Source organism: Metabacillus mesotrionivorans (assembly GCF_052171315.1).
In the GTDB taxonomy this organism is placed as follows: Bacteria; Bacillota; Bacilli; order Bacillales; family Bacillaceae; genus Bacillus_P.
The window spans coordinates 592,350-613,998 of record NZ_JBQMFF010000002.1; the positions used below are offsets into that span (position 1 = coordinate 592,350).

The window sequence follows — 21,649 nt, forward strand, 5'->3', positions numbered from 1 at the left end:
GGGTATGATTTTCTCCGTTACTTACCCTCCCAAATCGAGATTCGTTATCCGAGGTTACGATTCGGGCATTTGCTTACCCTCCCAGATCGAGATTCGTTATCCGAGGGTACGATTCGAGCATTTGCTTACCCTCTCAAATCGAGATTCGATATCCCAAGGTACGATTCGAGCATTTGCCTACCCTCCCAGATCGAGATTCGTTATCCAAGGGTACGATTCGAGCATTTGCTTACCCTCTCAAATCGAGATTCGATATCCGAGGGTACGATTCGGACATTTGCTTACCCTCTCAGATCGAGATTCGTTATCCCAGGGTACGATTCACTCATTTGCTTATCCTCCCAAATCGAGATTCGTTATCCGAGGGTACGATTCTGGCATTTGCTTACCCTCTCAAATCGTTTCCCGGTTTCGAAGGGTAAGATTCACTGGCTTGCATGCCAAAAAACAGCATCGCATGGCACACTCTTCTTCCCCCAGGCAAAATGAAAGAGCGCGTGCCCCGGGCATGCGCTCTTGTGCTATGCATTATGCTTTAATGTGACTGGCTGATAGATGGCTTCATAATCGGTCCATTTGACGGTTCTTTTTAAGTAGTCTTTAAATGAGTAAACAGCGTTTGGTTTCGATTTTGCAGTGATCTTTGTCAGGAAGGACTGCAGACGGCTTTGAACGAGAAATCGGTATTGATTATCTTCCTCCAATACTGGAATATCTGTGATCTTTACCTTATGTCCATTTAACAGCTTGAACTCTAGGCTTTTGAATAACAAGTTATCAATCCTCTTTTTCACCCGTTTCTTATATTATACCCCAACAACTTTAAGAAATCTGTCTAATTGTGTCAGGAAGAATGAAATTTTTCAGATGAAAAGATGGAACAGGCTGCTGTCTTTTTTCACTTCTGTGTATGGGAATCCCTTGCGGTTCATTCTTTCAATCAGGCCGCTGTAATCTTCCCTTTTTTTCAGTTCAATCCCTACAAAGGCAGGGCCGCTGTCGCGGTTGTTTTTCTTTGTATATTCAAATCTTGAAATGTCATCATCCGGGCCTAGGACTTCATCCAGGAATTCTCTGAGTGCGCCTGCTCGCTGCGGGAAGTTGACGATAAAATAATGCTGCAGACCTTCATACATAAGCGATCGCTCTTTCATCTCCTGCATCCGTCCAATGTCGTTGTTCCCTCCGCTTACGATGCAGACAATGTTTTTCCCTTTTATCTGGTCACGGTAAAAATCCAGGGCGGCAATCGGCAGGGCACCAGCAGGCTCCGCTACGATCGCATTTTCATTGTAGAGGCTGAGAATGGTCGTGCACACTTTGCCTTCCGGAACAAGAACCGTGTCATCCACAACGGACCTGCAGATGGAAAAATTGGTGTCTCCCACTCTTTTAACCGCGGCTCCGTCTACGAATTTATCAATTTTATCAAGCTCCACCACTTTGCCGGCTGAAATGGATTCCGCATATGACGGAGCTCCCTCCGGCTCAACGCCAATGATCTTTGTCGAAGGGGAAACCTGCTTAAAATAACTTCCGACGCCTGAGATCAGGCCGCCGCCCCCGATGCTTGCAAACACATAATCCATCTCAGCATCTGCGTCATTTAAAATTTCAAGAGCAATCGTACCCTGTCCAGCTATCACGTCGAGATCGTCAAACGGATGGATAAAGGATCTTCCTTCGGCCTCGCTGCATTCTCTCGCTTTTTTGTAAGAATCATCAAACGTGTCTCCTGTGAGAATGATTTCAATGTGGCCGCGGCCAAAAAGCTCCACCTGTGAAACCTTCTGCCTCGGCGTGGTCGACGGCATAAAGATTTTGCCGTGAATGTTCAGCTGTTTGCAGGAATAGGCAACGCCCTGTGCATGATTCCCGGCGCTTGCACAAACAATACCGTTAGCGGTTTCCTGTTCTGAGAGCTGCTTGATCTTGTTGTATGCCCCTCTTAATTTAAAGGATCGGACAATCTGAAGGTCTTCTCTTTTCAAATAAACACTGCACTCATATTTTTCAGAAAGACGCTCGTCTTTTTGGAGAGGCGTGTGGACGATTACATCCTTTAACAAATGGTGCGCCTTTAGGATGTCAGCCACATGAAGTGCGGGTTCAAGATTCATCATTTGTTTCATTCGGAAAATCCTTTCTGCAGCTAGAGTTTAATTGAAACATTATATCATGAATATTCAAAATTAAAAGTTAATATTAAAAAATTCACACAATTATTTAACATTGGAGGTTTTATAATGGAATTTGAACTGAAATCAGCAGGCGGCGCCATTCCCTGCCTGGTCACAGCAGACGCAGATAACGGCCGGTATATGATCCGGAAAGAGGATACGAGCGGGGAAGTGTTTAACTCCGTGCATGAATTGAAGGAGTGGATCAGGCTGAACTGGACGGAGTCTCAATTTGAAAATCCTAAGCAGTTTACATACATGCTTGAAAATCTTAAAACGCTGGAGCAATAGCTTGCATTTTTATTAATATTCTGTAAAGATGTTTTTATTGGTTCCATTTAGTTGCATTTGGGTGTTATAATGAAACCAATTAGAACATTCAAGGAGCAAACATATGACACTTGAAAAATTGATTGGGGAACACCCTCTGTTTATTGAAAAAAAATCACTTGCGAAAAAAATGGCTGCAAGTGATCTGCCCGTCATGCTGGAAGGCCCCGTAGGAAGCGGCAAACAAACAGTTGCACACGCGATACATCTGGCTTCTGAGAGATCCTCCCGCCCTTACGCTTCTGTTAACTGCAGTACATATTCTGAAGCTGCTCTTTATGAAGAACTTTTCGGCTCAGATCAAAGGAGCGGTCTGATCGAATCTGCAGATGGAGGAACTGTTTTCCTTCATGAAATCTCAGGTTTAAGCCTTGACCTTCAGGCTCAGCTTCTGAGAGTCCTTCAGACGAAGCAAACGAAAAGAATAGGTTCTTCAACGTCTGTCCCGTCAGACATCCGGATCATTGTTTCTTCTTCTCAGGATTTAAAAGCTCTTGTAGAAAATGGAACTCTTCGTCAGGATTTTTATTATCATGTGAATGTGCTCAGACTGACGCTTCCTCCATTAAGTGAGCGAAAGACAGACATCCCGCTTCTCTCTGCCTTTTTTATAAAGGAAAGAGGGCATGAGCTGCGCATTGATAAGACGGTCAGTGAAATTCTATCGGGCTATACATGGCCGGGCAATATTCTAGAACTCAGAAACACGATGGACTACTTGCTTACGGTTTGCGACGGCAGATCTATTCAGCTGCATGACCTCCCGAAGGATCCCTTTCTTTCAAAGGAGACGGTGAGCAAAAAAGAGCCTAAAAAAACAAAAGATAAGCCCTTAACGATGATGGATAAGCAGGAATATCTGTTTATTCTCGAGTCGATCCGGGATTCAAATGAAGACGGGGACCCTGCCAGCAGGAGAACCATTTCCGACAGCAGCAAACAGACAAAGAACCCGCTGACACCCCAGCAGGTCAGGCACAGACTGGATTTTCTTGAAAGAAATGAATATGTGACAAAGGGCCGCGGACGTGCAGGCACTAAAATAACGCTTGAAGGCCTTGATTTTCTTCAGTCACTGAGTCAGAACCTTGAAACGATTCAAAAGGAGGCAGCTAAAGATGGAATACTCGATTAAAGAAGAAATTGCAAATGCCATTACCCATGGAATCGGCGTGCTTCTTAGCATCCCGGCTCTCGTTTACCTGATTATCTTTGCCGCTAAATACGGAGATGCGTGGCACGTTGTCAGCTTTTCCATTTTTGGGGCAACGATGATCCTGCTTTACTTGTTCTCTACCCTTCTCCATGCCATTCCGCACAGAAAGGCAAAGGATGTCTTTGAAATACTGGATCACTCGGCCATCTATCTGCTGATCGCTGGAACGTATACTCCGTTTCTTCTTGTTCCTCTCCGTGGAGCGCTTGGATTTACGCTGCTCGGCATTGTATGGGGTCTTGCGATTGCAGGCATCGTGCTGAAGATCTTTTTTGTAAAGCGATTTATCATCCTTTCAACACTTGCATACATTCTGATGGGCTGGCTGATCATTGTTGCGATTAAGCCTTTATATGCCTATTTGAGCCCTGAAGGCTTCGGACTGCTGCTGGCAGGCGGGCTGCTCTATACAATCGGCGCTGTCTTCTACGTATGGAGAAAGATCCCCTACCACCATGCAATCTGGCACGGTTTTGTTCTGGCAGGCAGTGCGGCCATGTTCTTCTGTGTTTTGTTTTATGTCACAGATGTGCCCTTCATTTAAATTTCCGTTCAAAAAAAACACTCAGGAGGGATTCCTGAGTGTTTTTGCAATGGTCTGCCTTAATTCTTCAGCCGTTGTTTTTAAATCACGGCCTGTATAGTCCTCTGCCTGAACCGGCTTGCAGACAATGACTTTGACTTGGGACGGCTTAAATCTCCATCCGCCCTGTTTTTCCATAATGTCATACGTTCCGTCAATCGCAACCGGCACAATCGGAACCCCCGCTCCTGCAGCCATACGGAGAGCACCTGTCTTAAATTCGGCCAGATCGTCCCCTTTGCTTCTTGTTCCCTCCGGAAAAATAATCAGGGAGTGGCCCTCTTTCAGTTTTTCGCTTCCTTCTTTCAAAGACAGCAGAGCCTGGCGTTTATTTTTACGGTCAACAAAAATACAGTTCATGACTTCCATCCATTTTGGAAGAAGGGGCAGTTTTTTCACCTCTGTTTTCGAGAGAAATCCTGCAGGTTTTTTAAGCGAACTCATTAAAACCGGTATATCAAAATTGCTTTGATGATTGCTAACAATGAGGACAGGACCGTCCGGCATGTTATGTTCCCCTTCTACCTTCACCTTAGAACCTGAAGACCTGATTAACGAAGCTGCCCAGTTTTTAGGGAGTGTGTGCGCCGCTTCGTCTCTTTTTTCGACGGAAAGACGCGGGTCAAGCTTTTTCACACGGCTGAGTTCCGGCAGGCTGCAGATTAGATAGCCAATTCCGTACAAAACCGTCACTAACATTCTGATCATTTAATTGTTCCTCCTGATGTCCCGATAAGAAGCCTCCCTAGTAAACGGGAGGCTTTTTTCATTTTCTATTTCTCAAATATGATAAATTCATAATCATAAGGATTCTTCTCGTCTTTTGGCCCTTTTTCACGGCTGATGACACGGTAATTTTCTTCTTTGAATTCCGGGAAAAATGTATCTCCTTCAAAGGTATCATGAATCTTCGTTATATACAGCCTGTCTGCAAGGTGCAGGCACTCTTTGAAGATTTCTGCTCCGCCGATGATAAAAAGATTTTTTGTTTGAAGTGACTGATCTTTGAGCACTTCATCGAGCGAATGAATGACCTTTGTGCCTTCCTGAGAATATTGTTTATTCCGTGTCAGAATAATATTCTCTCTGCCTGGCAGAGGCTTTCCAATGGATTCAAAGGTTTTCCGCCCCATCAGGACCGGATGTCCGAGCGTCACCTTTTTAAAGTAGGCAAGATCCGCTGGGATTCGCCACGGCAGATCATTGTTGCGTCCGATGAGATGATTTTCATCCATTGCGACAATCATCGAAATCATACGCTGACAGCCCCTTTAATATGCGGATGAGGATCATAGTCTTGAAGTGTAAAATCTTCAAATTTAAAATCAAAGATCGATTTCACGTCCGGATTGAGTACCATTTTCGGCAGCTTTCTGACATCGCGCGTCAGCTGCAGATCGACCTGTTCAAGGTGATTTTTGTAGATATGAACATCCCCGAAGGTATGAACAAATTCACCCGGCTCCAGGTCCGTCACATGGGCCACCATCATCGTCAGCAAAGCGTATGAGGCAATATTGAACGGAACGCCGAGGAAGACATCAGCTGACCTCTGATAAAGCTGGCACGATAGCTTTCCGTCGTTTACGTAAAACTGAAAAAAACAGTGGCATGGCGGCAGTGCCATCTTGTCGACATCTGCCGGGTTCCACGCGCTCACGATCAGCCGTCTTGAATCAGGATTGGTTTTAATCTGATCAATCAGCTTTGCGATCTGATCCACCGTTTCACCATTTGCACCCTCCCACGAACGCCATTGTCTGCCGTACACAGGGCCGAGTTCGCCGTTTTCATCAGCCCACTCGTTCCAGATGCGCACTCCGTTATCCTGAAGATACTTCACGTTCGTATCTCCCCTCAAAAACCAGATCAATTCGTGAATAATCGATTTTAAGTGAAGCTTTTTCGTTGTCAGAAGAGGGAATCCTTCGCTTAGGTCGAATCTCATTTGGTAACCGAACGTACTGATCGTTCCGGTGCCTGTCCGGTCTTCCTTTACCGTTCCATTTGAAAGAACATGCTTGCATAAATCCAAGTACTGCTTCATTTAAAGACACTTCCTTCGTTTTCATACTAGTGATAATTGTATCGGAAGTCTGTCCCGTTTTCTACCGTTGATTTATAAAGATTTGCGATAAACTGATGAGAAAGCGGCGCCATTTCTTTCAGCTTTATTCTTGTCTCCCTGCTGTGATAATACATCGCAAAGATTTCGGCAAAATATTCTTCCGGAAACCGTGTGAAATAGGTTTGGTCAGAAAACAGCATGCCGGCTTCTTTTTTCCATATATTCAAATAAAGCGGATTGCTTCTGATACGGGAAAAAACGTTGAGATCTGCAGCATGGGCAAATTCGTGCAGCTCAAGCGAGATCGATCCGTGGCCCATACCGTATTCGCTCATGCCAATTTTCACGTATACTCTGTTATCCTCTGTCATGCCCGGAACACTTTCCCAGCCTGAATCTTTCGAACGCCCCTTTGGCGTTAAACCATCGAGATGCTTAAGCCCTTTTTCTTCGGTCAATTTTCCTTCGAACAGCTTAATGACTACACCTTGCTCCTTTGCAGCATTGAGAATGGCAGGATGGATGCGATGAAGATTTTTAAGCATCTCTGCTGTTTCTTGTTCCTTGTTGCTTTCCTCTGGCAAATAGACCATTTCGTTCAGGGGGGATTCTGCAGGTATTGATGATGTTTCCTGTGTGAGAGGATGTTCCTTAAGAAGCTTTCCGGAGGGAGTACTTGCTGACGTATAGTGAAAAACAGCAAACGCTGCTGAAATGAAAAGGCTTGCCAAAATAAGATATCGTTTCATCACATATGTATACCTCCTTTATCCGTTCTATATCCTTATGAAAATAGTAACATATTGAATGCACCCTTCCCATATTCTCTGTCCTGTCACTTTTACGGCGATTCCGCCATATGATGGAAATTATCTTGGAAATTAGGTGATCTTGATGAGAATGCTAATAAAGCGGAACATTCCATATAGAGAAAGGCAGCAGCTGACAGAAGAAGTAATTGAAGTCATGACGCTAAAGAGCTACATGGTCCTTGACGGCATTACTTCGATTGGATTGATTGCGCTGTTTTCAATGCTCTTTATGGGATAGAAAAACAAAATAAAAAAGCCGCACGAATGCAGCTTTTTTACTCTGAAAATTATAAGCCAGTGCTGTTGCTGTGGCTTGATTTTTTGCGGAAATAGTTAAGAGCGAATGTACCTGCAAACATCACAAGGATGATTACGAAGAATACAGAGTGCTCAATGTGAATATGTGCTACAGCCAGACCCATTTTAACTGCAATTAGAGCAATAAGAATGTAGGCTGTTGTTTCAAGCTCAGGTACTTTGTCAATCAATTTCAGGAATACGCCTGCAACTCCTCGCATCATAAGTACGCCGAAAATTCCTCCGAGAAGAAGAACCCATGGTTGTTCGCTGACGCCGAATGCCGCAAGAACGCTGTCTACAGAGAACGCGATATCCATTAATTCTACTGCCACAACTGTACCCCAGAACGTACCGAAAAGACGGATAAGCAGGCCGTTTTTGTTGATGCCGCCGTGCTCTTCATCACCTTCGGCATTTTCTTTTCGTTTATCCATGAAATATTTAACTGCAAGCCATGCAAGATAGGCCGCACCTAATATTTTTACCCACCATAGTTTGATCAGGAATACCCCGACGCCAATTGCGATGAATCGGAAGACGTATGCTCCAAGCAAACCGTAAAATAAAGCTTTTTTGCGCTGTTCTTCAGGCAAATGTCTAACCATAACAGCTAGTACTAATGCGTTATCTGCTGATAATAGACCTTCAAGAATGACCAGTGTTCCAATCAGTCCCCATGAAACTGGATCTGTAAGTACTTTGCCCCACATTTCCCAATCAAAAAAAAGTGCGTACGTGTCAAGCATTCCTTGCAAAATTGACATCTACCATTTCCTCCTAAACTTCACATTAACTTTTTCATTATACTGAAAAATAGATTGCTTGTTAAGTATTTTCACCTTTCTTCATGAAAAAGACACTTTTAAGCAGCCTGCCTCTCTATTTACGGACCAGCCCGGAAAAGGTTTCAAAAAAAAACATGCACCTTAGAGGTGCACATCTTTATACTGTAGCTTTTGCATCGCGGCCGTCCGCTATGTCCCGTGCTCTGTGCGCCATCCGGCTTGCTGCGGCTGCGGCAAGTGCAGCCACAAGATCATCGAGAAAGGTATTGACGCGGTTTCCGCCATGTTCATCAAGCGCTTTTATAATGCCGAACTTTTCTTTGTCAAGATATCCAAAATTGGTCAAGCCTATGGAGCCGTACACATTTACGATGGAAAGCGGAATGATTTCATCGATCCCGTAGAGCGGTTCGTCTGTTTCAACAAGATGCTGAAGCGGCTGCGGCAGCAGGTTCTGCTCCGCCAGTTGATCCAGCGCCAGCCCCGTGAGGACGGCATGGACAATTTCCCGCTTGTTCAGAACTCTTTCTACGTTTTCGACACAATCTTCAAGTGTAATATCAGGGATATATTTCTTCTGCAGCGTCATGACAATCTCTGCGATATCCGTCAGCGCTACTCCCCTGTCATACAGCATTTCTTTTGTTGTTTTCACCATTTCATCAATCGTGTATTTGCCCACTAGACATTGCACCCCTTTAATGTGTCATCCAGTTTGGAGGCATATTCTGATTCCAGTAGATGCTTCCAAGTTCGTGATGCTTCTGAAAAGAATCGTGGTGCGTGTGGTAATGAAAGTTAAACCAGTATCCCTGCTTTGGCGGGTGGTCGCGGCGAACATGAAATCTTAAGATGTCCTCACCGGTTTCTTTGTTATACAGGTGAAAGATTTTTTCGCCTTTTCCGTCAGCAGGCTTTTTGGAAATCACTAAATCCCTGATGTCCTCATCCGAATAGTCTTCCGCATACTCCCTGATGGCTTCTTCCATTTTCGGAAGAATGATCTGCCTGAATTCATCCTCGATTTTCATTCCGATTTTGTCTCCGAATTTCTGAAAAGACTGGTTTTCCGCCGCTTCTAAAAAAGAGGAAATGTACTCTTCTTTGGACGGAACCTGCCAGTAAGCGGTTTCATCAGCGTATACGGGTTTTGGCGGTGCGTTTAATTTAACGGAAGAATCTTCAGATGAGCGGTCCTCAACTGTCAGGGCTGCCGGAGGCGCAACCATTCCGAAGGTTGCAATTGTAAATAAGATGACAAGCGTTTTACGCATCCATTTGTTCATCATGCCGTGTCTTCCTCCAAGTCTTCCTATAATACTATTATTCTATCATAAATAAATTCTTTATTTATAGAATTTTTTCGCAAAACCGACCTTCTAATGGTTTTAAATCGGGATGAAAACGTTTAAACTAAAGGGGAAGCTGGAAATAAAAACCTAGAGTGTTTGGAGTGAATAAGAATGGAATCCGTCTTTATTATTGCATCATTCGTGACACTGGCTTATTTTATTTTCACTGAAATTACGGACTGAAAAAAGCTCACGGCCTCTGCCGTGAGCTTTTTCGTTTTATCGCTTTTGCTTTTTTGATGCAGAAGATTGTTTTCTTCCTGATTCTGAAGCCGTTGTTCCCTGTCCTTCAGTTTCAGGTGAACCAAGCTGCGATTTAGATGGATCGCTTTTATGTTTTGACATTGGATGAGCACCTCCTCATCCTATTTTTCACAGATCTTTTATTTCTATCACACCATAATGAAATTTAGCTGATTTTCTTTTAAAAACCTGAAAGCCGAGCTCGTCAAATGACGGGCTTTTCCAATGATCCTTTAAAACAACCCTTTTTGCGGCAACCCGTTTGGCTTCCTTTATCGTGTCATCCGTAATGGTAGAATACTCGCTCAGCGACCTCAATCGTCCAATCCCATCAGATTCGGTGATTGCTTCTTCAAACATGGGATCGAAGTAAACGACATCGTAAGAATTCGCATCCAGTTCCTTCAGCAGATCAACATGATTCCGGCTCTTGACTTGTATTCTCCGCATGCAGTCATCAAACTCATCCACTCCCGTTTCCCACGTTTCAAGTCCTTTTTCTACGAGATATGCTACGAGCGGATTCGCTTCTGCTGCTGTTACGTTCCCTATTGTTCCGACTGCATAGCTTGCTGTGATGCTGTCAGAGCCAAGACCAAGCGTGCAATCCAAAAACGTGTTCCCCGGTTTCAGGTCAGCTGCAGCAATAAGGGGATCATGCTCTCCTTTTTGAAGCCTCTTGAGTCTGAACATGGCTGAATTGGGATGAAAGAAAAACGGCTCCGCCCCTCCTCTTTTATGCCATTCCAGCCTGTTCTTTCCGACCACGAGCACATCTCCGTGCTCTTCTGACAGCGTCTGTACGGACTGTTTCTTCCTGCTGATATAAGCTGCTTTCAGGTCATTTGCTATTGCTTCTGCAAGCCGGATCATCGAAGGATTCGTCCTTCCGGCGGTTGTGACAATCACAGGTTTTCACCTCCCATTTAAAGCGCAAGCCCTGCTGCCTGTTTCTTCTGGACAGGACCCCCTGGATTACAGATACGCCATTTTCAAGTCATGACAAAGGGATGCCTGATTCCAGGCATCCCGATAATCCTTATTTAGCTGAGTCAAAGGCACCGAGAAGATTTTCCATGATGTTCTCGATCGTATTCCCTTCGATTTCATGACGAGGGATAAAGTGAACAACTTTATCTCCCTTTAAAAGCGCCATTGACGGAGAAGATGGTTCGTACCCTTCAAAGTAGCCTCTCATTGCAGCCGTAGCTTCTTTGTCCTGCCCTGCAAACACTGTTACAAGGTGGTCCGGTGCATTTTCATCAGCCTGCATAACCGCCTGAGTCGCAGCCGGTCTTGCAAGTCCTGCCGCACAGCCGCAGACAGAGTTGACTACTACAAGAGTCGTGCCTTGTGCCTTCTCCATAAACGCTTTTACATCTTCTTCAGTCGTTAATTCCTGAAACCCTGCATGTGTCAGCTCTGCACGCATTGGTTTCACCATTTGACGCATGTATTCTTCATATGCCATTGACATTTGTCATTCCTCCTAAGCCTTCGCATGTAGTAAAAGAATACTACAGGTGGAATGACAATTCAACAGACGGGCCCTCAGCGGGTTTTAGCAGGTTCTTTTGCCTCTTCAAATGCATCTGTCACCGCACCCTGTGATGCACAGGAAACGGTTCTTGCATATTTACCGAGGACACCGCGGTTTCTGAGAGGAGGAGCGCTCCATGATAATTTTCTTTCAGCAAGCTCTTCATCCGACACATGCAGACGAAGTTCACGCTTATCGCTGTCAACCGTAATAAGGTCACCATTTTTCACAAGGGCAATCGGTCCGCCGACCTGTGCCTCAGGCGTAATATGCCCGACGACAAGACCATGAGTCCCGCCGGAAAAGCGGCCATCTGTCAGCAGTGCTACACTTTCTCCAAGGCCTTTGCCCACAATGATGGACGACAGGGACAGCATCTCAGGCATACCCGGTCCGCCTTTAGGTCCCTCATAGCGGATAATAAGCACATCACCTGCGGTCACTTCGTTTGACATCACAGCTTCTGTCGCTTCAATCTCAGTATCAAATACCTTTGCAGGCCCTGTCATTTTCGTTACTTTCAGACCGGAAACTTTTGCAACCGCCCCGCTTGGCGATAAGTTCCCTTTCAGAATCACAAGCGGCCCGTCTTTTCTCAATGCCTGCTCAAGAGGATAGATGACGTCCTGTCCTTCTCTCAGGCCTTCCATTTCGTGCAGGTTTTCTTCTACTGTTTTTCCTGTTACTGTCAGACAGTCTCCGTGCAGAAGCCCTTCTTCAAGTAAAAGCTTCATAACAGCAGGTACTCCGCCTGCTTCGTGCAGATCCTGCATGACATATTTTCCGCTCGGCTTCAAATCTGCTATATGAGGCACTTTGCGCTGCAGACGCTCAAAATCCTCAAGCGATAGTTCTACATTGATTGAATGGGCAATGGCCATGAGATGAAGAATGGCATTTGTTGATCCTCCAAGCGCCATCACGACCGTAATCGCATTTTCAAATGCTTTTTTCGTCATGATGTCTTTCGGATAAATATCCTGCTCAAGCATCCGGTATACGGCCTGTCCAGCCTCATAGCAGTCATTTTGCTTCATTTCTGTTTCAGCAGGATTTGACGAGCTGCCCGGCAGACTCATTCCCATCGCCTCAATTGCAGATGCCATCGTATTCGCCGTGTACATACCTCCGCATGAACCTGCGCCTGGGCATGCATGACATTCGATTTGGTGCAGACCGTCTTTGTCGATGTCTCCGTTGTTGAATTTTCCGACGCCTTCAAACGCAGACACAATGTCAATATCTTTATCATTCAAACGCCCTGGTTTAATTGTGCCTCCATATACGAATACGGCTGGCACTTCAGCGCGTGCAATGGCAATCATGCATCCGGGCATGTTTTTATCGCAGCCCCCGATGGCAACAAATGCATCGAGATTTTCAGCTCCGACAACTGTTTCGATTGAATCCGCAATCACGTCGCGGCTCGGCAGTGAGTAGCGCATGCCTTCTGTTCCCATTGAAATGCCGTCTGACACTGTAATTGTGCCGAAAATCATGCCTGCGCCGCCTGCCGTGTTTACGCCTTTTTTAGCCAGCTGGGCAAGCTTATCAATATGTATATTACATGGAGTTACCTCGCTCCATGTAGAGGCGATGCCAATCATCGGCTTCTGGAAATCTTCATCTTTCAACCCAACCGCACGAAGCATGGCGCGGTTCGGCATTCGTTTCATATCGTCGCTGATTACTTTGCTCTTGATTCTCAAATCTTTTTTGCTCACTTACATCACCCCGTTAAATTGGTATTGTTATATACTATAGTCCGAATTCTACCTTATTTCAACAATATTCGAATAATTTATAAAAATTAAAAACCTGGAAGTTTTTTCAGCTCAATAACGTGTTGTGATTTGAGTGAGGGGTTGTTTACTCTCTGCTTTGTTCCCTTAAGGACATGCTGATTCTCATGAAGGGCAATTAACCCGCTGGATTGTTCCCTTCAGAACATGCAGATCGTCATAAAGGTCAATTAACCCGCTGCTTTGTTACCTTTAGGACATGATGATCTTCATGAAGGGCAATTAACCCGCTGCTTTGTTCCCTTTAGGACATGATGATCGTCATGAAGGGCCACTAACTCGTTGATTTGTTCCCTTCAGGGCATACAGGGCACTTTGAAGGGCACATTAACGTCTGCCCAGCTGTATTTATTACCAATGAATTTCTGCAAAAGCTGCTAAAACAAAAAAAACGATCTCCATCTGGAAATCGCCTAATGTTCTGTCAAAATAAGAGGCCCATCTTTCGTAATGGCCACAGTATGCTCATATTGGGCTGAAAGTTTTCCGTCCACTGTCCGGGCAGTCCACCCGTTATCGTCCATTTTTGAATACCACGTTCCTTCGTTCACCATGGGTTCGATGGTTATAACCATTCCTTCTCTCAGCCTAAGTCCTTTGCCGGGCATCCCGTAGTGCAGGACTGTAGGTTCCTCGTGCATGTTCGGACCGATGCCGTGGCCGGTAAAATCTCTCACAACCGAGAAAGAATTATCTTCTGCATACTCTTGAATGGCATGCCCAATATCCCCAAGCCTGTTGCCGATCACTGCCTGCTCAATCCCTTTATACATAGCCGTTTTTGTGACATCCATTAATTTCAGCGCCCCATCAGATACATTTCCTACTGCATGTGTCCACGCCGAGTCTGCTAGAGCACCGTTTACATTCACGACAAAATCGATCGTTACAATATCACCGTCTTTTAAAGGCTGATTTCTCGGGAAGCCGTGGCAGATTTCATCATTTATCGATGCACACGTGGCAAACTCGTAGCCTTTATAGCCTTTCTGCTCAGGCACCGCTCCGTGGTCGGCAAGGTACTGATCCACGAAGGAATCAATCTCAAGTGTCGTTACACCGGGTTTCAAAAGCTTTGAAACCTCTTTATGGCACGAGGCAAGCAGCTTTCCCGCTTCGTGCATCCGGCTGATTTCTCTTTCGCTTTTTAAAATAATCATCGAACGTCTCCTCTTAGTATTGGTCCTCTTCTTATGATCTTGCAGTTGCCCTAATCATTATAAAATGAGGGTTATTCGTCAAATATTCATAGTTTGCAGGATGTTTTTCAGATAAACTTTCAGCAGGTTTGGGTTCAATCAGTTCATCTATTGAAAAAAAGCGGCTCGTTTCGGTGACAATTTTTTCTAGAGGTTTTCTGTAAAAGCTCACATCAAATGTCTGACCTGATTTTTTCCAAGTGTCATGCAAAAGTTCTTCGCTGAAATAATTCTTGCACTCAAACAGTTTCCAGTCCATAAATGGATGGTGAGTGGAAAAGAGAAGCCAGCCTGAGGGCTTTAAGACTCTGTAAAATTCACTTAAAACAGGTCTCCAGTCTTTACAGTAATGAAGCGTCAGTGAACTGACAATGCCGTCAAACGAGGCATCAGCAAATGGAAGAGTTTCTGACAGGTCATGACAGATCATTTTTGCCCGCCCTCCCGTTTTCCTGATGGCTGCTTCAATCATATTGGGGCTGATATCGATGCCCGTCACCTGCGCTCCTCTTTTTTGCAGCTGATCCGAATACCAGCCCGCAGAACAGCCGGCATCAAGAATACTCGAGCCGTTCAGGTTTTCAGGAATACGAGCCATCATGGCAGGCCTTTCATAATCTGTATTATAAAGACTGTCGGTTTCGGTTTCATAGACCGCTGCCAGGCGGTCAAATGCTTCTTTCGGCGTTATCGTCATGAACGCTTGCCCCCTTCGTTTTTTCATCCGTAAAAAAATAAAGCTTGTCAGTGCACGTCAGAAGCAAAAGAGCACTGAACTAAAACTATCCAAAAAGACTAAATCCGCTAGTGATTTAGTCTTTCAGCCGTTCTATTGCTGTCTGCTTTCTGTCATCTGTTTCCATACGGAGCCTTTTGCTTCTTCTCCGCCTTCAATCCGTTCGATGGCCATTTTCACTTGAAGGCTGACTTCGAATTCTGGATCGTTTTCGGCCTCTTTCAGCGCGCTCAGCGCCCTCTCATCGCCTACTTCATATAGGAACATGGCTGCACGCCATCTGACGAGCTTGTTTTTGTCTTTAAGGGCAAGCATCATTTCTTCCATAGCTGCAGGATCGCCGATGTCTGAGAGGCAGTCGCCGGCGGTTCTGCGAACGGTAACCGATTTGTCTTTCAGGGCTTTGTACAGGTAAGGAAGCACAGACGGTTCCTCGATCATCCCCAGATATACTGCCGCAAGTCTCCGGATTGATGCTTTTTCATCTGATAATGCTTTATTTAAAACAGGAAGATCGCTCTCTTTAGGATCCATTTGCTCGAGATGCGCATAGCGTACCGTCCATTCCGGATCCTCAAGCATGTCCTCTGTCACCGTGTAAGACTTGCGGGATGGAACCGGTTCAGACTTGTCCTTTTTCAAAAGAGCCTCTGTAAGCTTTGTCAGCCGTTCGTCCGTATAGGCTGCCTGCAGCTCTTCAGTGACGTCTTTTCCGATTTCATCAAAGTCCCCATATCTTACTCCCTGTTCCTTCCACTTTCGTTCAAGCACAACGTTGTCTGCGTTCTGCTGCGCAGCAAGAACAGCTTTTTGAAAACGCTCGGGAAGTCCGAACCGTTTTTCTGTCTCGCCGTCAGAAAGCTTAACCTGCATCGGGATGCCGCTGAACATCTGGACGTGGACATTGACCTCGCCGAAATGATCATTGATTTTTGAGCCGGAGTCAGCTTTTTCTTCCGTCTCTTCGCCGAATGCAGCACGTACTTTAGGCAGAATCTCTTTCCAGTCGTATTTGGCATTGCGTTCTACTGCCAGAAAATCCGCCACATGATAGACGCCTTTTACGCCTTCCAATTTAAGAATCTCCTGAATGACGCCCGGTGCACCCTCAGCTGTTTCAGGCTTATAATTGCTGCTTTTCCCGCCCGGCAGCTCCTCATCCAAAATGACTTTCATTGTATTTGGGCTCGGTGTCGGTTCAATTGATTTAATATTCAAGCCATGTCACTCCTTGTTTCGTGTCTGCACCTATTCTAACATAGCTGTAATTGCTCTTTCCATTTAGAGAAACCGTCCCTCACGAGTTCCTTCCCGGCCCTTCCCATTCAAGGTAAAATTGCTTGAGATAGGCAACCATAAACTGATGGCGCTGCAGGGCAAGAACCCTTCCTTCCTCCGTATTCATGAGATCTTTCAGCTTCAGCAGTTTTTCGTAAAAATGATTGATGGACGTAGAACGATCCGAGCGGTATTCTTTTTCAGTCATGCTGCTCCTGACAGGCATGTCCGGATCATGGATGAGGCTGCCTTTAGATCCTCCGTAGGAAAAGACTCTTGCGATTCCTATTGCCCCCATTGCATCAAGCCTGTCGGCATCCTGGACGATCTGTGCTTCTATGGAAGAAACCTTCTCCCTGCCCCCTCCCTTAAATGATATCGATGTAATGACCGCCAGAATATCACTGATAGCCGACTGATCGAGTCCTTCCTTTTCAAGCAGGGCTGCGACTTCTTCGGTGCTCATCCGGATATCATCTGACAGCTTTTCGTCAATCACATCGTGGAGAAGTGCTGAGAGTTCTACAACCGGAAGGCTGCAGGCATATTTTTTTGCCAGATTTACAGCCGTCCTTCTTACTCTCTCAATATGGTGCCAGTCGTGGCCGGTGCCTTCTTTTTTAAGGCGCTCCATAACGGTGCGTTCGATATTTTCAATGATTTCTTTCAATGTAAGACACTTCCTATTCTTGGAACCAGGATACGCCGGCTACGTCTTCGCCTGTATGAACACCGATCGTTGTGCAAAGCGGCACAAGCTTAACCGGAATTTCGGGAAATTCTTTCGCAAGCGTGTCATGCAGGCGGTCGGCCTTGTCGCGCTTTGAGGTAAACATCACCGCAATTTCGCGGATTACATGTGTTTGCCTGCCTTTTTTAATTTGACTCGCTATATACTGAAACGCCCTCTTTTCAGACCGGACTTTTTCTTCGGTAGAAAGCGATCCCGACTTTATGCGGATGATCGGCTGGATGTTTAGAAGACTTCCAAGGTAGTATTGAGTGCCCGTCATTCTGCCGCTCTTGTGAAGTCTTGTAAGGTCCCCGATCAGCACGTATGTATGGTGTTTCTCTCTCAGGCTTTCAAGCTCTGAAACAATTTTTTCTGTTTCCATGCCCTTTTCATGCATATGGACGGCCGCTTTGACAATCCTTGTCAGAGGTTCTGTCAGAATGAGAGAGTCAATGACCGTAACTGGTATTTCTGCTTCGCCTGCTGCCTGAACAGCGGAAGAGTATGTGCCGCTGAGAAGACTTGACAGGTGGATGGAAATCACTTCGTCATAGTCTTCTGCAAGCTTCCTGTAAAGCTCTGCAAAAGCTCCCGGCGGCGGCTGAGATGTGGTAATGGCGTTTTCCGGTTTTTTAAGAAGCGGATATAATTCTTCCGGTGCAAGAGTCACACCGTCCAAATAGTCTTCTCCATTGATGCACACAATGAGCGGCACCCAGTATATGTCGGGGTGATCCCTGATTTCCTGATCAATGCTTGCCGTGCTGTCTGTCACCCATGCAATTTTTCTCCCCATCATCGTATTCCCCTTTCTCTTTAAGCTTTCAAACCCCTATTCTAAGTATTAGTCGAAAGAGTTTAGGATTCCTCTTTTAAAAACTCATTTAATTTTGGAAATAGACGCAGGGCGTTTTCGTAAAAGAAGAGCCCGTGGTGTTCCTCGGGAATCAGTTCGCTGAACAGGTCAATGTATGGTTTTATTCCTATGAGGGGCCAATCTGTCCCAAAGAGAAGCCTGTCATAGTGATCGCAATAGGAAAGCGCATGAATCAGATGATCAAAGAACCTGGTTTTCTTTTTGGCTGATATCGTCCTGTCTGTGCCGACAAGCAGTCCGGATAAATCAGCATGCATATTATGGTTTTTATTAATGACCTCAGCGCCATCAAGCACCCAGGGGTCTCCAAGATGCGCCATCATGAACTGAATATTCCGGTGTTCAACTGCCACTTCATCAAGAGTTAGTGGGTGGCTGTATTTGAGAAGCCCTCTCTCTGAATAAGTATCGCCCGTGTGAAAAACAACCGGAAGGCTGAATGCTTCAGCAAGCTCATAGACTGGTCCGTACACTTTGTCATAGGCATAAAAAGGATAGTATCCAAGGTAAATTTTGATCCCGGCCGTCTGAGGGTGCTGGAGGGATTTCTCGAGCATCAGCAGGTTTTCTTCGCTGAGCTTATACGGATTAATGCCCTGACAGACGAAAAAATTCTTGGGCACACTGCCTTCAAGGTTTGCTCCCATTGGCGTTTGTGCAGCTTTATCCGGGAAAGCACCGCCGGATGTTTCTGTCACACCCATGGCAATGGCAGCAACAACTCCGGCATCTTCATATTCTTTTTGCAGCCCTTTCAGGGAATAATCAACAAAAGAAACGTCGTCCCCTGTTTGCCTGAAGCTTTGAATCTCTGATATATGCATGTGGGCATCAATGATTTTCACTGCGCGCTCCTCCTTTATAAACGAAAAGAAGCCGCTATTGGCTTCTTTCCGGCAAATTTACTGCTGCAGCAGCTTCTGAATCGTTTCTTCCATTTCTTTTGGGTCTGTATTGGGAGAAAAGCGTTCAACAGCTTTTCCGTTACGATCTACGAGAAATTTAGTGAAATTCCATTTCACAGCCTTTGAACCGAGCAGGCCCGGTGCTTCATTTGTCAGATGGGTAAACAGCGGATGCGCTTTCGGGCCATTTACATCGACTTTAGCGAACATTGGAAAAGATACACCATAGTTCAATTCGCAAAAGCTTTTAATGTCTTCTTCCGTCCCCGGTTCCTGGCTCATAAACTGATTGCACGGAAAGCCAAGGATTTCCAGCCCCTCCGGCTGATACCGTTCGTAAAGTTCCTGCAGCGCTTTGTACTGCGGAGTAAATCCGCATTTGCTCGCCGTATTCACAATCACAAGCACTTTCCCGCGATAATTATCCATTGATTGCTCATCGCCGCCAATTGTTTTCACATGAAGATCATAAATACTCAAAATCAACTTCCTCCTTCAGCTATTTTTTCGAGGGTTGTGACAGCATGTTCTGTCATTGCCATCAGATCATCCACTTGATCTTCGCTTATGCTCCGCCCGAACTGGACGTGATAAGCATGGCTGTACTCTTTAAACGGTACATCATACATCACCTGGTGACGCACTTTAAAGTTGACTCCCCAGTCTTCCTCTATCATTCGTTTAGCAAACGTGTATTCTTCTGCTGCTGTTTCATGAAAAGTGAGGCCAATCTCGCACGAATGTACATCATTTGTTTTCATAAGCTCCCCAGAAAGCTCCGGGAGGCTCATGGCGAGCCGGAATACAGCAGCTGCACCGTTTGATTCTTTCAGCTGAAACTGAATCTCATACACCCTTGACATCGCCGCAAGGTCTACAAGATCCTTTCTGCCTGTGACTGAAATGCTGCCGTCAAGATCCGCGTCGTAAACAGCACCTTCAAGAACCGTTTTTAAATTATCAAATGCAGTCGGATCAAACATCAGAACAGCCCTGCCGCTTTCCCGTCTGCATCTACTGACATGCCGAGTGCCGCAGGCTTTTTCGGGAGTCCGGGCATTGTCATGATATCCCCTGTCAAGCATACGATGAACCCCGCTCCAATTGAAGGCTTCAGCTCTCTGATCGTAAGCGTGAAATCTTCCGGCCTTCCAATCAGTTCAGGCTGATCAGAAAGAGAATACTGGGTTTTCGCCATACAGACAGGGAGATGGGACCAGCCGTACCCGTCATACTCCTTAAGCTGCTTTTTGGCTTTTGACGAAAATTCCACCGCTTTTGCCCCGTAAACGGTTTTAGCCACTTTTTCAACTTTTGCTTCAATACTGTCGGCAAGTTCATACAAATGCGAAAACTGATTTTTGTTATCTGCAATCGTCTGAATGACTTTTTCTGCGAGTTCAATTCCGCCTGCGCCGCCTTTTTCCCATACTTCCGAAAGAGCTGCAGGATGGGAATGTTCCGCACACCAGTTAAGGAGCGCATCGATTTCTTCATCGGCATCAGATGTAAAACGGTTGATGGCAACCGTATATGGAAGCCCAAACTGCTGGATGGATTCAATATGCTTTGCAAGATTCGATGCTCCTGCAAGCAGCGCTTCTTTATCAGGCTCCTGGAGCTGGTCCTTTTTTACTCCGCCGTGCATTTTAAGAGCCCGGATGGTCGCTACGATGACGACTGCGGCAGGTTCAAATCCTCCTGCCCGTGTTTTAATATGGAGAAACTTCTCTGCTCCGAGGTCTGCTCCAAATCCAGCCTCTGTTACAACATAATCACCAAGCTTGGCAGCCATTTTTGTTCCGAGAAGGCTGTTGCAGCCGTGAGCGATATTTGCAAACGGGCCGCCGTGAATGATGGCCGGAGTGTGTTCAAGCGTCTGAACGAGGTTAGGCTTCAGGGCGTCTTTCAGCAAAAGCGCAAGCGCTCCCTCGAATCCAAGCTCTCCGACTGTGACTGGCTCTTTGCTGTATGTAAATCCGACGACGATTTCGGCAAGTCTTTTCTTTAAATCGTCAAGACCAGATGCAAGACAGAGAATGGCCATAATTTCCGATGCGACCGTGATGTCAAAATGATCCTCTCTCGGAGTTCCGTTAACAGGGCCTCCAAGCCCGACAATGACATTCCGGAGTGCCCGGTCATTCAAATCCATGACCCGCTTCCACGTAATCCTTCTTGGATCAATCCCTTTTTCATTTCCCTGATGAATATGATTGTCCAGTAAAGCTGACAATGCGTTGTTTGCCGCTGTAATGGCATGAAGGTCTCCTGTGAAATGCAGATTGATGTCCTCCATCGGAATAACCTGTGAATAGCCCCCGCCTGCAGCTCCCCCCTTAATTCCCATCGTCGGACCGAGTGAAGGCTCTCTCATGGCAATGACTGCTTTTTTCCCAAGCAGATTAAGCGCCTGGCCAAGGCCCACTGTTACTGTAGATTTGCCTTCTCCGGCAGGTGTCGGATTAATAGCGGTTACAAGGATAATTTTCCCGTCAGGAGTATCCTGCTTTCTTTTAAGAAGATCAAGTGACAATTTCGCTTTATATTTTCCGTAATGCTCGAGTTCATCTTCTAGAATATCAAGTTGCCCCGCAATTTCCTGTATTGGTTTTATCGCAGCTTCCTGAGCGATTTCGATGTCTGATTTATGTTTCATTTTTAGCACACAGCGCCCTACTTTCTGCTTATTAGATTGATTTCACGCACA

At 45.6% G+C, this 21,649-nt stretch carries 26 protein-coding genes; 4 read left to right on the forward strand and 22 right to left on the reverse strand.

What is annotated here, in order from left to right; genetic code table 11:
- Positions 1-521: 521 nt before the first annotated feature.
- Positions 522-773, reverse strand: coding sequence for a DUF2535 family protein (locus ACTSEZ_RS07930; protein ID WP_369733642.1), 252 nt, complete (start codon positions 771-773; stop codon positions 522-524).
- A gap of 90 nt (positions 774-863) precedes the next feature.
- Positions 864-2,132, reverse strand: a complete 1,269-nt coding sequence (ilvA, locus tag ACTSEZ_RS07935; RefSeq protein ID WP_369733643.1) for a threonine ammonia-lyase IlvA — start codon at positions 2,130-2,132, stop codon at positions 864-866.
- Between the two features lie 114 nt (positions 2,133-2,246).
- Between ilvA and ACTSEZ_RS07940 the strand changes: the two genes are divergently transcribed.
- The 3 genes from ACTSEZ_RS07940 to trhA all read left to right on the forward strand — a co-directional run bounded on the left by ACTSEZ_RS07940 (position 2,247) and on the right by trhA (position 4,270).
- Complete coding sequence (locus ACTSEZ_RS07940; RefSeq protein WP_369733644.1) at positions 2,247-2,471, forward strand: hypothetical protein; 225 nt, start codon at positions 2,247-2,249, stop codon at positions 2,469-2,471.
- Between the two features lie 103 nt (positions 2,472-2,574).
- A complete protein-coding gene (locus ACTSEZ_RS07945) occupies positions 2,575-3,645 on the forward strand; it encodes a sigma 54-interacting transcriptional regulator (protein ID WP_369733645.1) in 1,071 nt (356 codons plus the stop codon).
- On the forward strand, positions 3,629-4,270 hold the full coding sequence (gene trhA / locus ACTSEZ_RS07950; RefSeq protein ID WP_369733647.1) for a PAQR family membrane homeostasis protein TrhA: 642 nt from the start codon (positions 3,629-3,631) through the stop codon (positions 4,268-4,270). Before ACTSEZ_RS07945 ends, trhA begins: the two co-directional genes overlap by 17 nt.
- Before the next feature lie 21 nt (positions 4,271-4,291).
- On the opposite strand, the gene ACTSEZ_RS07955 is transcribed toward trhA, so the two are convergent.
- The 4 genes from ACTSEZ_RS07955 to ACTSEZ_RS07970 all read right to left on the reverse strand — a co-directional run bounded on the left by ACTSEZ_RS07955 (position 4,292) and on the right by ACTSEZ_RS07970 (position 7,126).
- Positions 4,292-5,017 carry a lysophospholipid acyltransferase family protein gene (locus ACTSEZ_RS07955; protein ID WP_369733648.1) on the reverse strand — a complete coding sequence of 242 codons (726 nt, stop codon included), beginning with the start codon at positions 5,015-5,017 and terminating at the stop codon, positions 4,292-4,294.
- Between the two features lie 65 nt (positions 5,018-5,082).
- The gene (locus ACTSEZ_RS07960; protein ID WP_369733649.1) at positions 5,083-5,565 is read right to left on the reverse strand and encodes a dihydrofolate reductase; all 483 of its coding nucleotides are present in this window, start codon (positions 5,563-5,565) and stop codon (positions 5,083-5,085) included.
- On the reverse strand, positions 5,562-6,356 hold the full coding sequence (locus ACTSEZ_RS07965; protein ID WP_369733650.1) for a thymidylate synthase: 795 nt from the start codon (positions 6,354-6,356) through the stop codon (positions 5,562-5,564). The genes ACTSEZ_RS07960 and ACTSEZ_RS07965 overlap by 4 nt, the downstream gene beginning before the upstream one ends.
- Before the next feature lie 26 nt (positions 6,357-6,382).
- Positions 6,383-7,126, reverse strand: a complete 744-nt coding sequence (locus ACTSEZ_RS07970) for an anthrax toxin lethal factor-related metalloendopeptidase (RefSeq protein WP_369734082.1) — start codon at positions 7,124-7,126, stop codon at positions 6,383-6,385.
- 145 nt (positions 7,127-7,271) lie between these two features.
- Between ACTSEZ_RS07970 and ACTSEZ_RS07975 the strand changes: the two genes are divergently transcribed.
- Positions 7,272-7,427, forward strand: coding sequence for a hypothetical protein (locus ACTSEZ_RS07975; RefSeq protein ID WP_369733651.1), 156 nt, complete (start codon positions 7,272-7,274; stop codon positions 7,425-7,427).
- A gap of 49 nt (positions 7,428-7,476) precedes the next feature.
- Here ACTSEZ_RS07975 and ACTSEZ_RS07980 read toward each other — a convergent pair whose 3' ends face one another.
- From ACTSEZ_RS07980 to ACTSEZ_RS08055, 16 genes are all read right to left on the reverse strand, one after another.
- Positions 7,477-8,253, reverse strand: coding sequence for a TerC family protein (locus ACTSEZ_RS07980; RefSeq protein WP_369733652.1), 777 nt, complete (start codon positions 8,251-8,253; stop codon positions 7,477-7,479).
- Between the two features lie 178 nt (positions 8,254-8,431).
- The gene (locus ACTSEZ_RS07985; protein WP_029280458.1) at positions 8,432-8,956 is read right to left on the reverse strand and encodes a phosphatidylglycerophosphatase A family protein; all 525 of its coding nucleotides are present in this window, start codon (positions 8,954-8,956) and stop codon (positions 8,432-8,434) included.
- Positions 8,957-8,972: 16 nt separating this feature from the next.
- A complete protein-coding gene (locus ACTSEZ_RS07990; RefSeq protein ID WP_369734083.1) occupies positions 8,973-9,560 on the reverse strand; it encodes a YpjP family protein in 588 nt (195 codons plus the stop codon).
- 285 nt (positions 9,561-9,845) lie between these two features.
- Positions 9,846-9,971, reverse strand: a complete 126-nt coding sequence (locus ACTSEZ_RS07995) for a YuzL family protein (protein WP_369733653.1) — start codon at positions 9,969-9,971, stop codon at positions 9,846-9,848.
- Between the two features lie 27 nt (positions 9,972-9,998).
- Positions 9,999-10,778 (reverse strand): class I SAM-dependent methyltransferase, encoded by a 780-nt coding sequence (locus tag ACTSEZ_RS08000; protein ID WP_369733654.1) that lies wholly within the window; start codon positions 10,776-10,778, stop codon positions 9,999-10,001.
- Positions 10,779-10,908: 130 nt separating this feature from the next.
- The gene (locus ACTSEZ_RS08005; RefSeq protein WP_369733655.1) at positions 10,909-11,346 is read right to left on the reverse strand and encodes a BrxA/BrxB family bacilliredoxin; all 438 of its coding nucleotides are present in this window, start codon (positions 11,344-11,346) and stop codon (positions 10,909-10,911) included.
- Positions 11,347-11,420: 74 nt separating this feature from the next.
- On the reverse strand, positions 11,421-13,133 hold the full coding sequence (ilvD, locus tag ACTSEZ_RS08010; RefSeq protein ID WP_369733656.1) for a dihydroxy-acid dehydratase: 1,713 nt from the start codon (positions 13,131-13,133) through the stop codon (positions 11,421-11,423).
- Positions 13,134-13,624: 491 nt separating this feature from the next.
- Positions 13,625-14,371 carry a type I methionyl aminopeptidase gene (gene map, locus ACTSEZ_RS08015; protein WP_369733657.1) on the reverse strand — a complete coding sequence of 249 codons (747 nt, stop codon included), beginning with the start codon at positions 14,369-14,371 and terminating at the stop codon, positions 13,625-13,627.
- A gap of 31 nt (positions 14,372-14,402) precedes the next feature.
- Positions 14,403-15,107, reverse strand: a complete 705-nt coding sequence (locus ACTSEZ_RS08020) for a class I SAM-dependent methyltransferase (RefSeq protein ID WP_369733659.1) — start codon at positions 15,105-15,107, stop codon at positions 14,403-14,405.
- Between the two features lie 132 nt (positions 15,108-15,239).
- On the reverse strand, positions 15,240-16,364 hold the full coding sequence (locus ACTSEZ_RS08025) for a conserved virulence factor C family protein (protein WP_369733660.1): 1,125 nt from the start codon (positions 16,362-16,364) through the stop codon (positions 15,240-15,242).
- Positions 16,365-16,443: 79 nt separating this feature from the next.
- The gene (locus tag ACTSEZ_RS08030; protein WP_369733661.1) at positions 16,444-17,094 is read right to left on the reverse strand and encodes an HD domain-containing protein; all 651 of its coding nucleotides are present in this window, start codon (positions 17,092-17,094) and stop codon (positions 16,444-16,446) included.
- A gap of 13 nt (positions 17,095-17,107) precedes the next feature.
- Entirely contained in the window at positions 17,108-17,953 is an 846-nt protein-coding gene (locus ACTSEZ_RS08035) for a DegV family protein (RefSeq protein WP_369733663.1), read from the reverse strand.
- A gap of 62 nt (positions 17,954-18,015) precedes the next feature.
- Positions 18,016-18,879: an amidohydrolase family protein gene (locus ACTSEZ_RS08040; RefSeq protein WP_369733664.1), complete on the reverse strand. Its 864-nt coding sequence runs from the start codon at positions 18,877-18,879 to the stop codon at positions 18,016-18,018.
- 57 nt (positions 18,880-18,936) lie between these two features.
- Positions 18,937-19,419 (reverse strand): glutathione peroxidase, encoded by a 483-nt coding sequence (locus ACTSEZ_RS08045; RefSeq protein WP_369733665.1) that lies wholly within the window; start codon positions 19,417-19,419, stop codon positions 18,937-18,939.
- A gap of 2 nt (positions 19,420-19,421) precedes the next feature.
- Positions 19,422-19,922 (reverse strand): hypothetical protein, encoded by a 501-nt coding sequence (locus ACTSEZ_RS08050; protein ID WP_369733666.1) that lies wholly within the window; start codon positions 19,920-19,922, stop codon positions 19,422-19,424.
- Positions 19,922-21,598, reverse strand: a complete 1,677-nt coding sequence (locus ACTSEZ_RS08055; protein ID WP_369734084.1) for a formate--tetrahydrofolate ligase — start codon at positions 21,596-21,598, stop codon at positions 19,922-19,924. The genes ACTSEZ_RS08050 and ACTSEZ_RS08055 overlap by 1 nt, the downstream gene beginning before the upstream one ends.
- Positions 21,599-21,649: the final 51 nt, after the last annotated feature.

Excerpts from the sequence above, each read along its gene's own strand:
- ilvA (WP_369733643.1), bottom strand. The coding sequence starts at position 2,132 with ATGAAACAAATGATGAATCTTGAACCCGCACTTCATGTGGCTGACATC.
- ACTSEZ_RS07940 (WP_369733644.1), top strand. The coding sequence starts at position 2,247 with ATGGAATTTGAACTGAAATCAGCAGGCGGCGCCATTCCCTGCCTGGTC.
- ACTSEZ_RS07945 (WP_369733645.1), top strand. The coding sequence starts at position 2,575 with ATGACACTTGAAAAATTGATTGGGGAACACCCTCTGTTTATTGAAAAA.
- trhA (WP_369733647.1), top strand. The coding sequence starts at position 3,629 with ATGGAATACTCGATTAAAGAAGAAATTGCAAATGCCATTACCCATGGA.
- ACTSEZ_RS07955 (WP_369733648.1), bottom strand. The coding sequence starts at position 5,017 with ATGATCAGAATGTTAGTGACGGTTTTGTACGGAATTGGCTATCTAATC.
- ACTSEZ_RS07960 (WP_369733649.1), bottom strand. The coding sequence starts at position 5,565 with ATGATTTCGATGATTGTCGCAATGGATGAAAATCATCTCATCGGACGC.
- ACTSEZ_RS07965 (WP_369733650.1), bottom strand. The coding sequence starts at position 6,356 with ATGAAGCAGTACTTGGATTTATGCAAGCATGTTCTTTCAAATGGAACG.
- ACTSEZ_RS07970 (WP_369734082.1), bottom strand. The coding sequence starts at position 7,126 with ATGAAACGATATCTTATTTTGGCAAGCCTTTTCATTTCAGCAGCGTTT.
- ACTSEZ_RS07975 (WP_369733651.1), top strand. The coding sequence starts at position 7,272 with ATGAGAATGCTAATAAAGCGGAACATTCCATATAGAGAAAGGCAGCAG.
- ACTSEZ_RS07980 (WP_369733652.1), bottom strand. The coding sequence starts at position 8,253 with ATGTCAATTTTGCAAGGAATGCTTGACACGTACGCACTTTTTTTTGAT.
- ACTSEZ_RS07990 (WP_369734083.1), bottom strand. The coding sequence starts at position 9,560 with ATGAACAAATGGATGCGTAAAACGCTTGTCATCTTATTTACAATTGCA.
- ACTSEZ_RS07995 (WP_369733653.1), bottom strand. The coding sequence starts at position 9,971 with ATGTCAAAACATAAAAGCGATCCATCTAAATCGCAGCTTGGTTCACCT.
- ACTSEZ_RS08005 (WP_369733655.1), bottom strand. The coding sequence starts at position 11,346 with ATGTCAATGGCATATGAAGAATACATGCGTCAAATGGTGAAACCAATG.
- map (WP_369733657.1), bottom strand. The coding sequence starts at position 14,371 with ATGATTATTTTAAAAAGCGAAAGAGAAATCAGCCGGATGCACGAAGCG.
- ACTSEZ_RS08020 (WP_369733659.1), bottom strand. The coding sequence starts at position 15,107 with ATGACGATAACGCCGAAAGAAGCATTTGACCGCCTGGCAGCGGTCTAT.
- ACTSEZ_RS08035 (WP_369733663.1), bottom strand. The coding sequence starts at position 17,953 with ATGGGGAGAAAAATTGCATGGGTGACAGACAGCACGGCAAGCATTGAT.
- ACTSEZ_RS08050 (WP_369733666.1), bottom strand. The coding sequence starts at position 19,922 with ATGTTTGATCCGACTGCATTTGATAATTTAAAAACGGTTCTTGAAGGT.
- ACTSEZ_RS08055 (WP_369734084.1), bottom strand. The coding sequence starts at position 21,598 with ATGAAACATAAATCAGACATCGAAATCGCTCAGGAAGCTGCGATAAAA.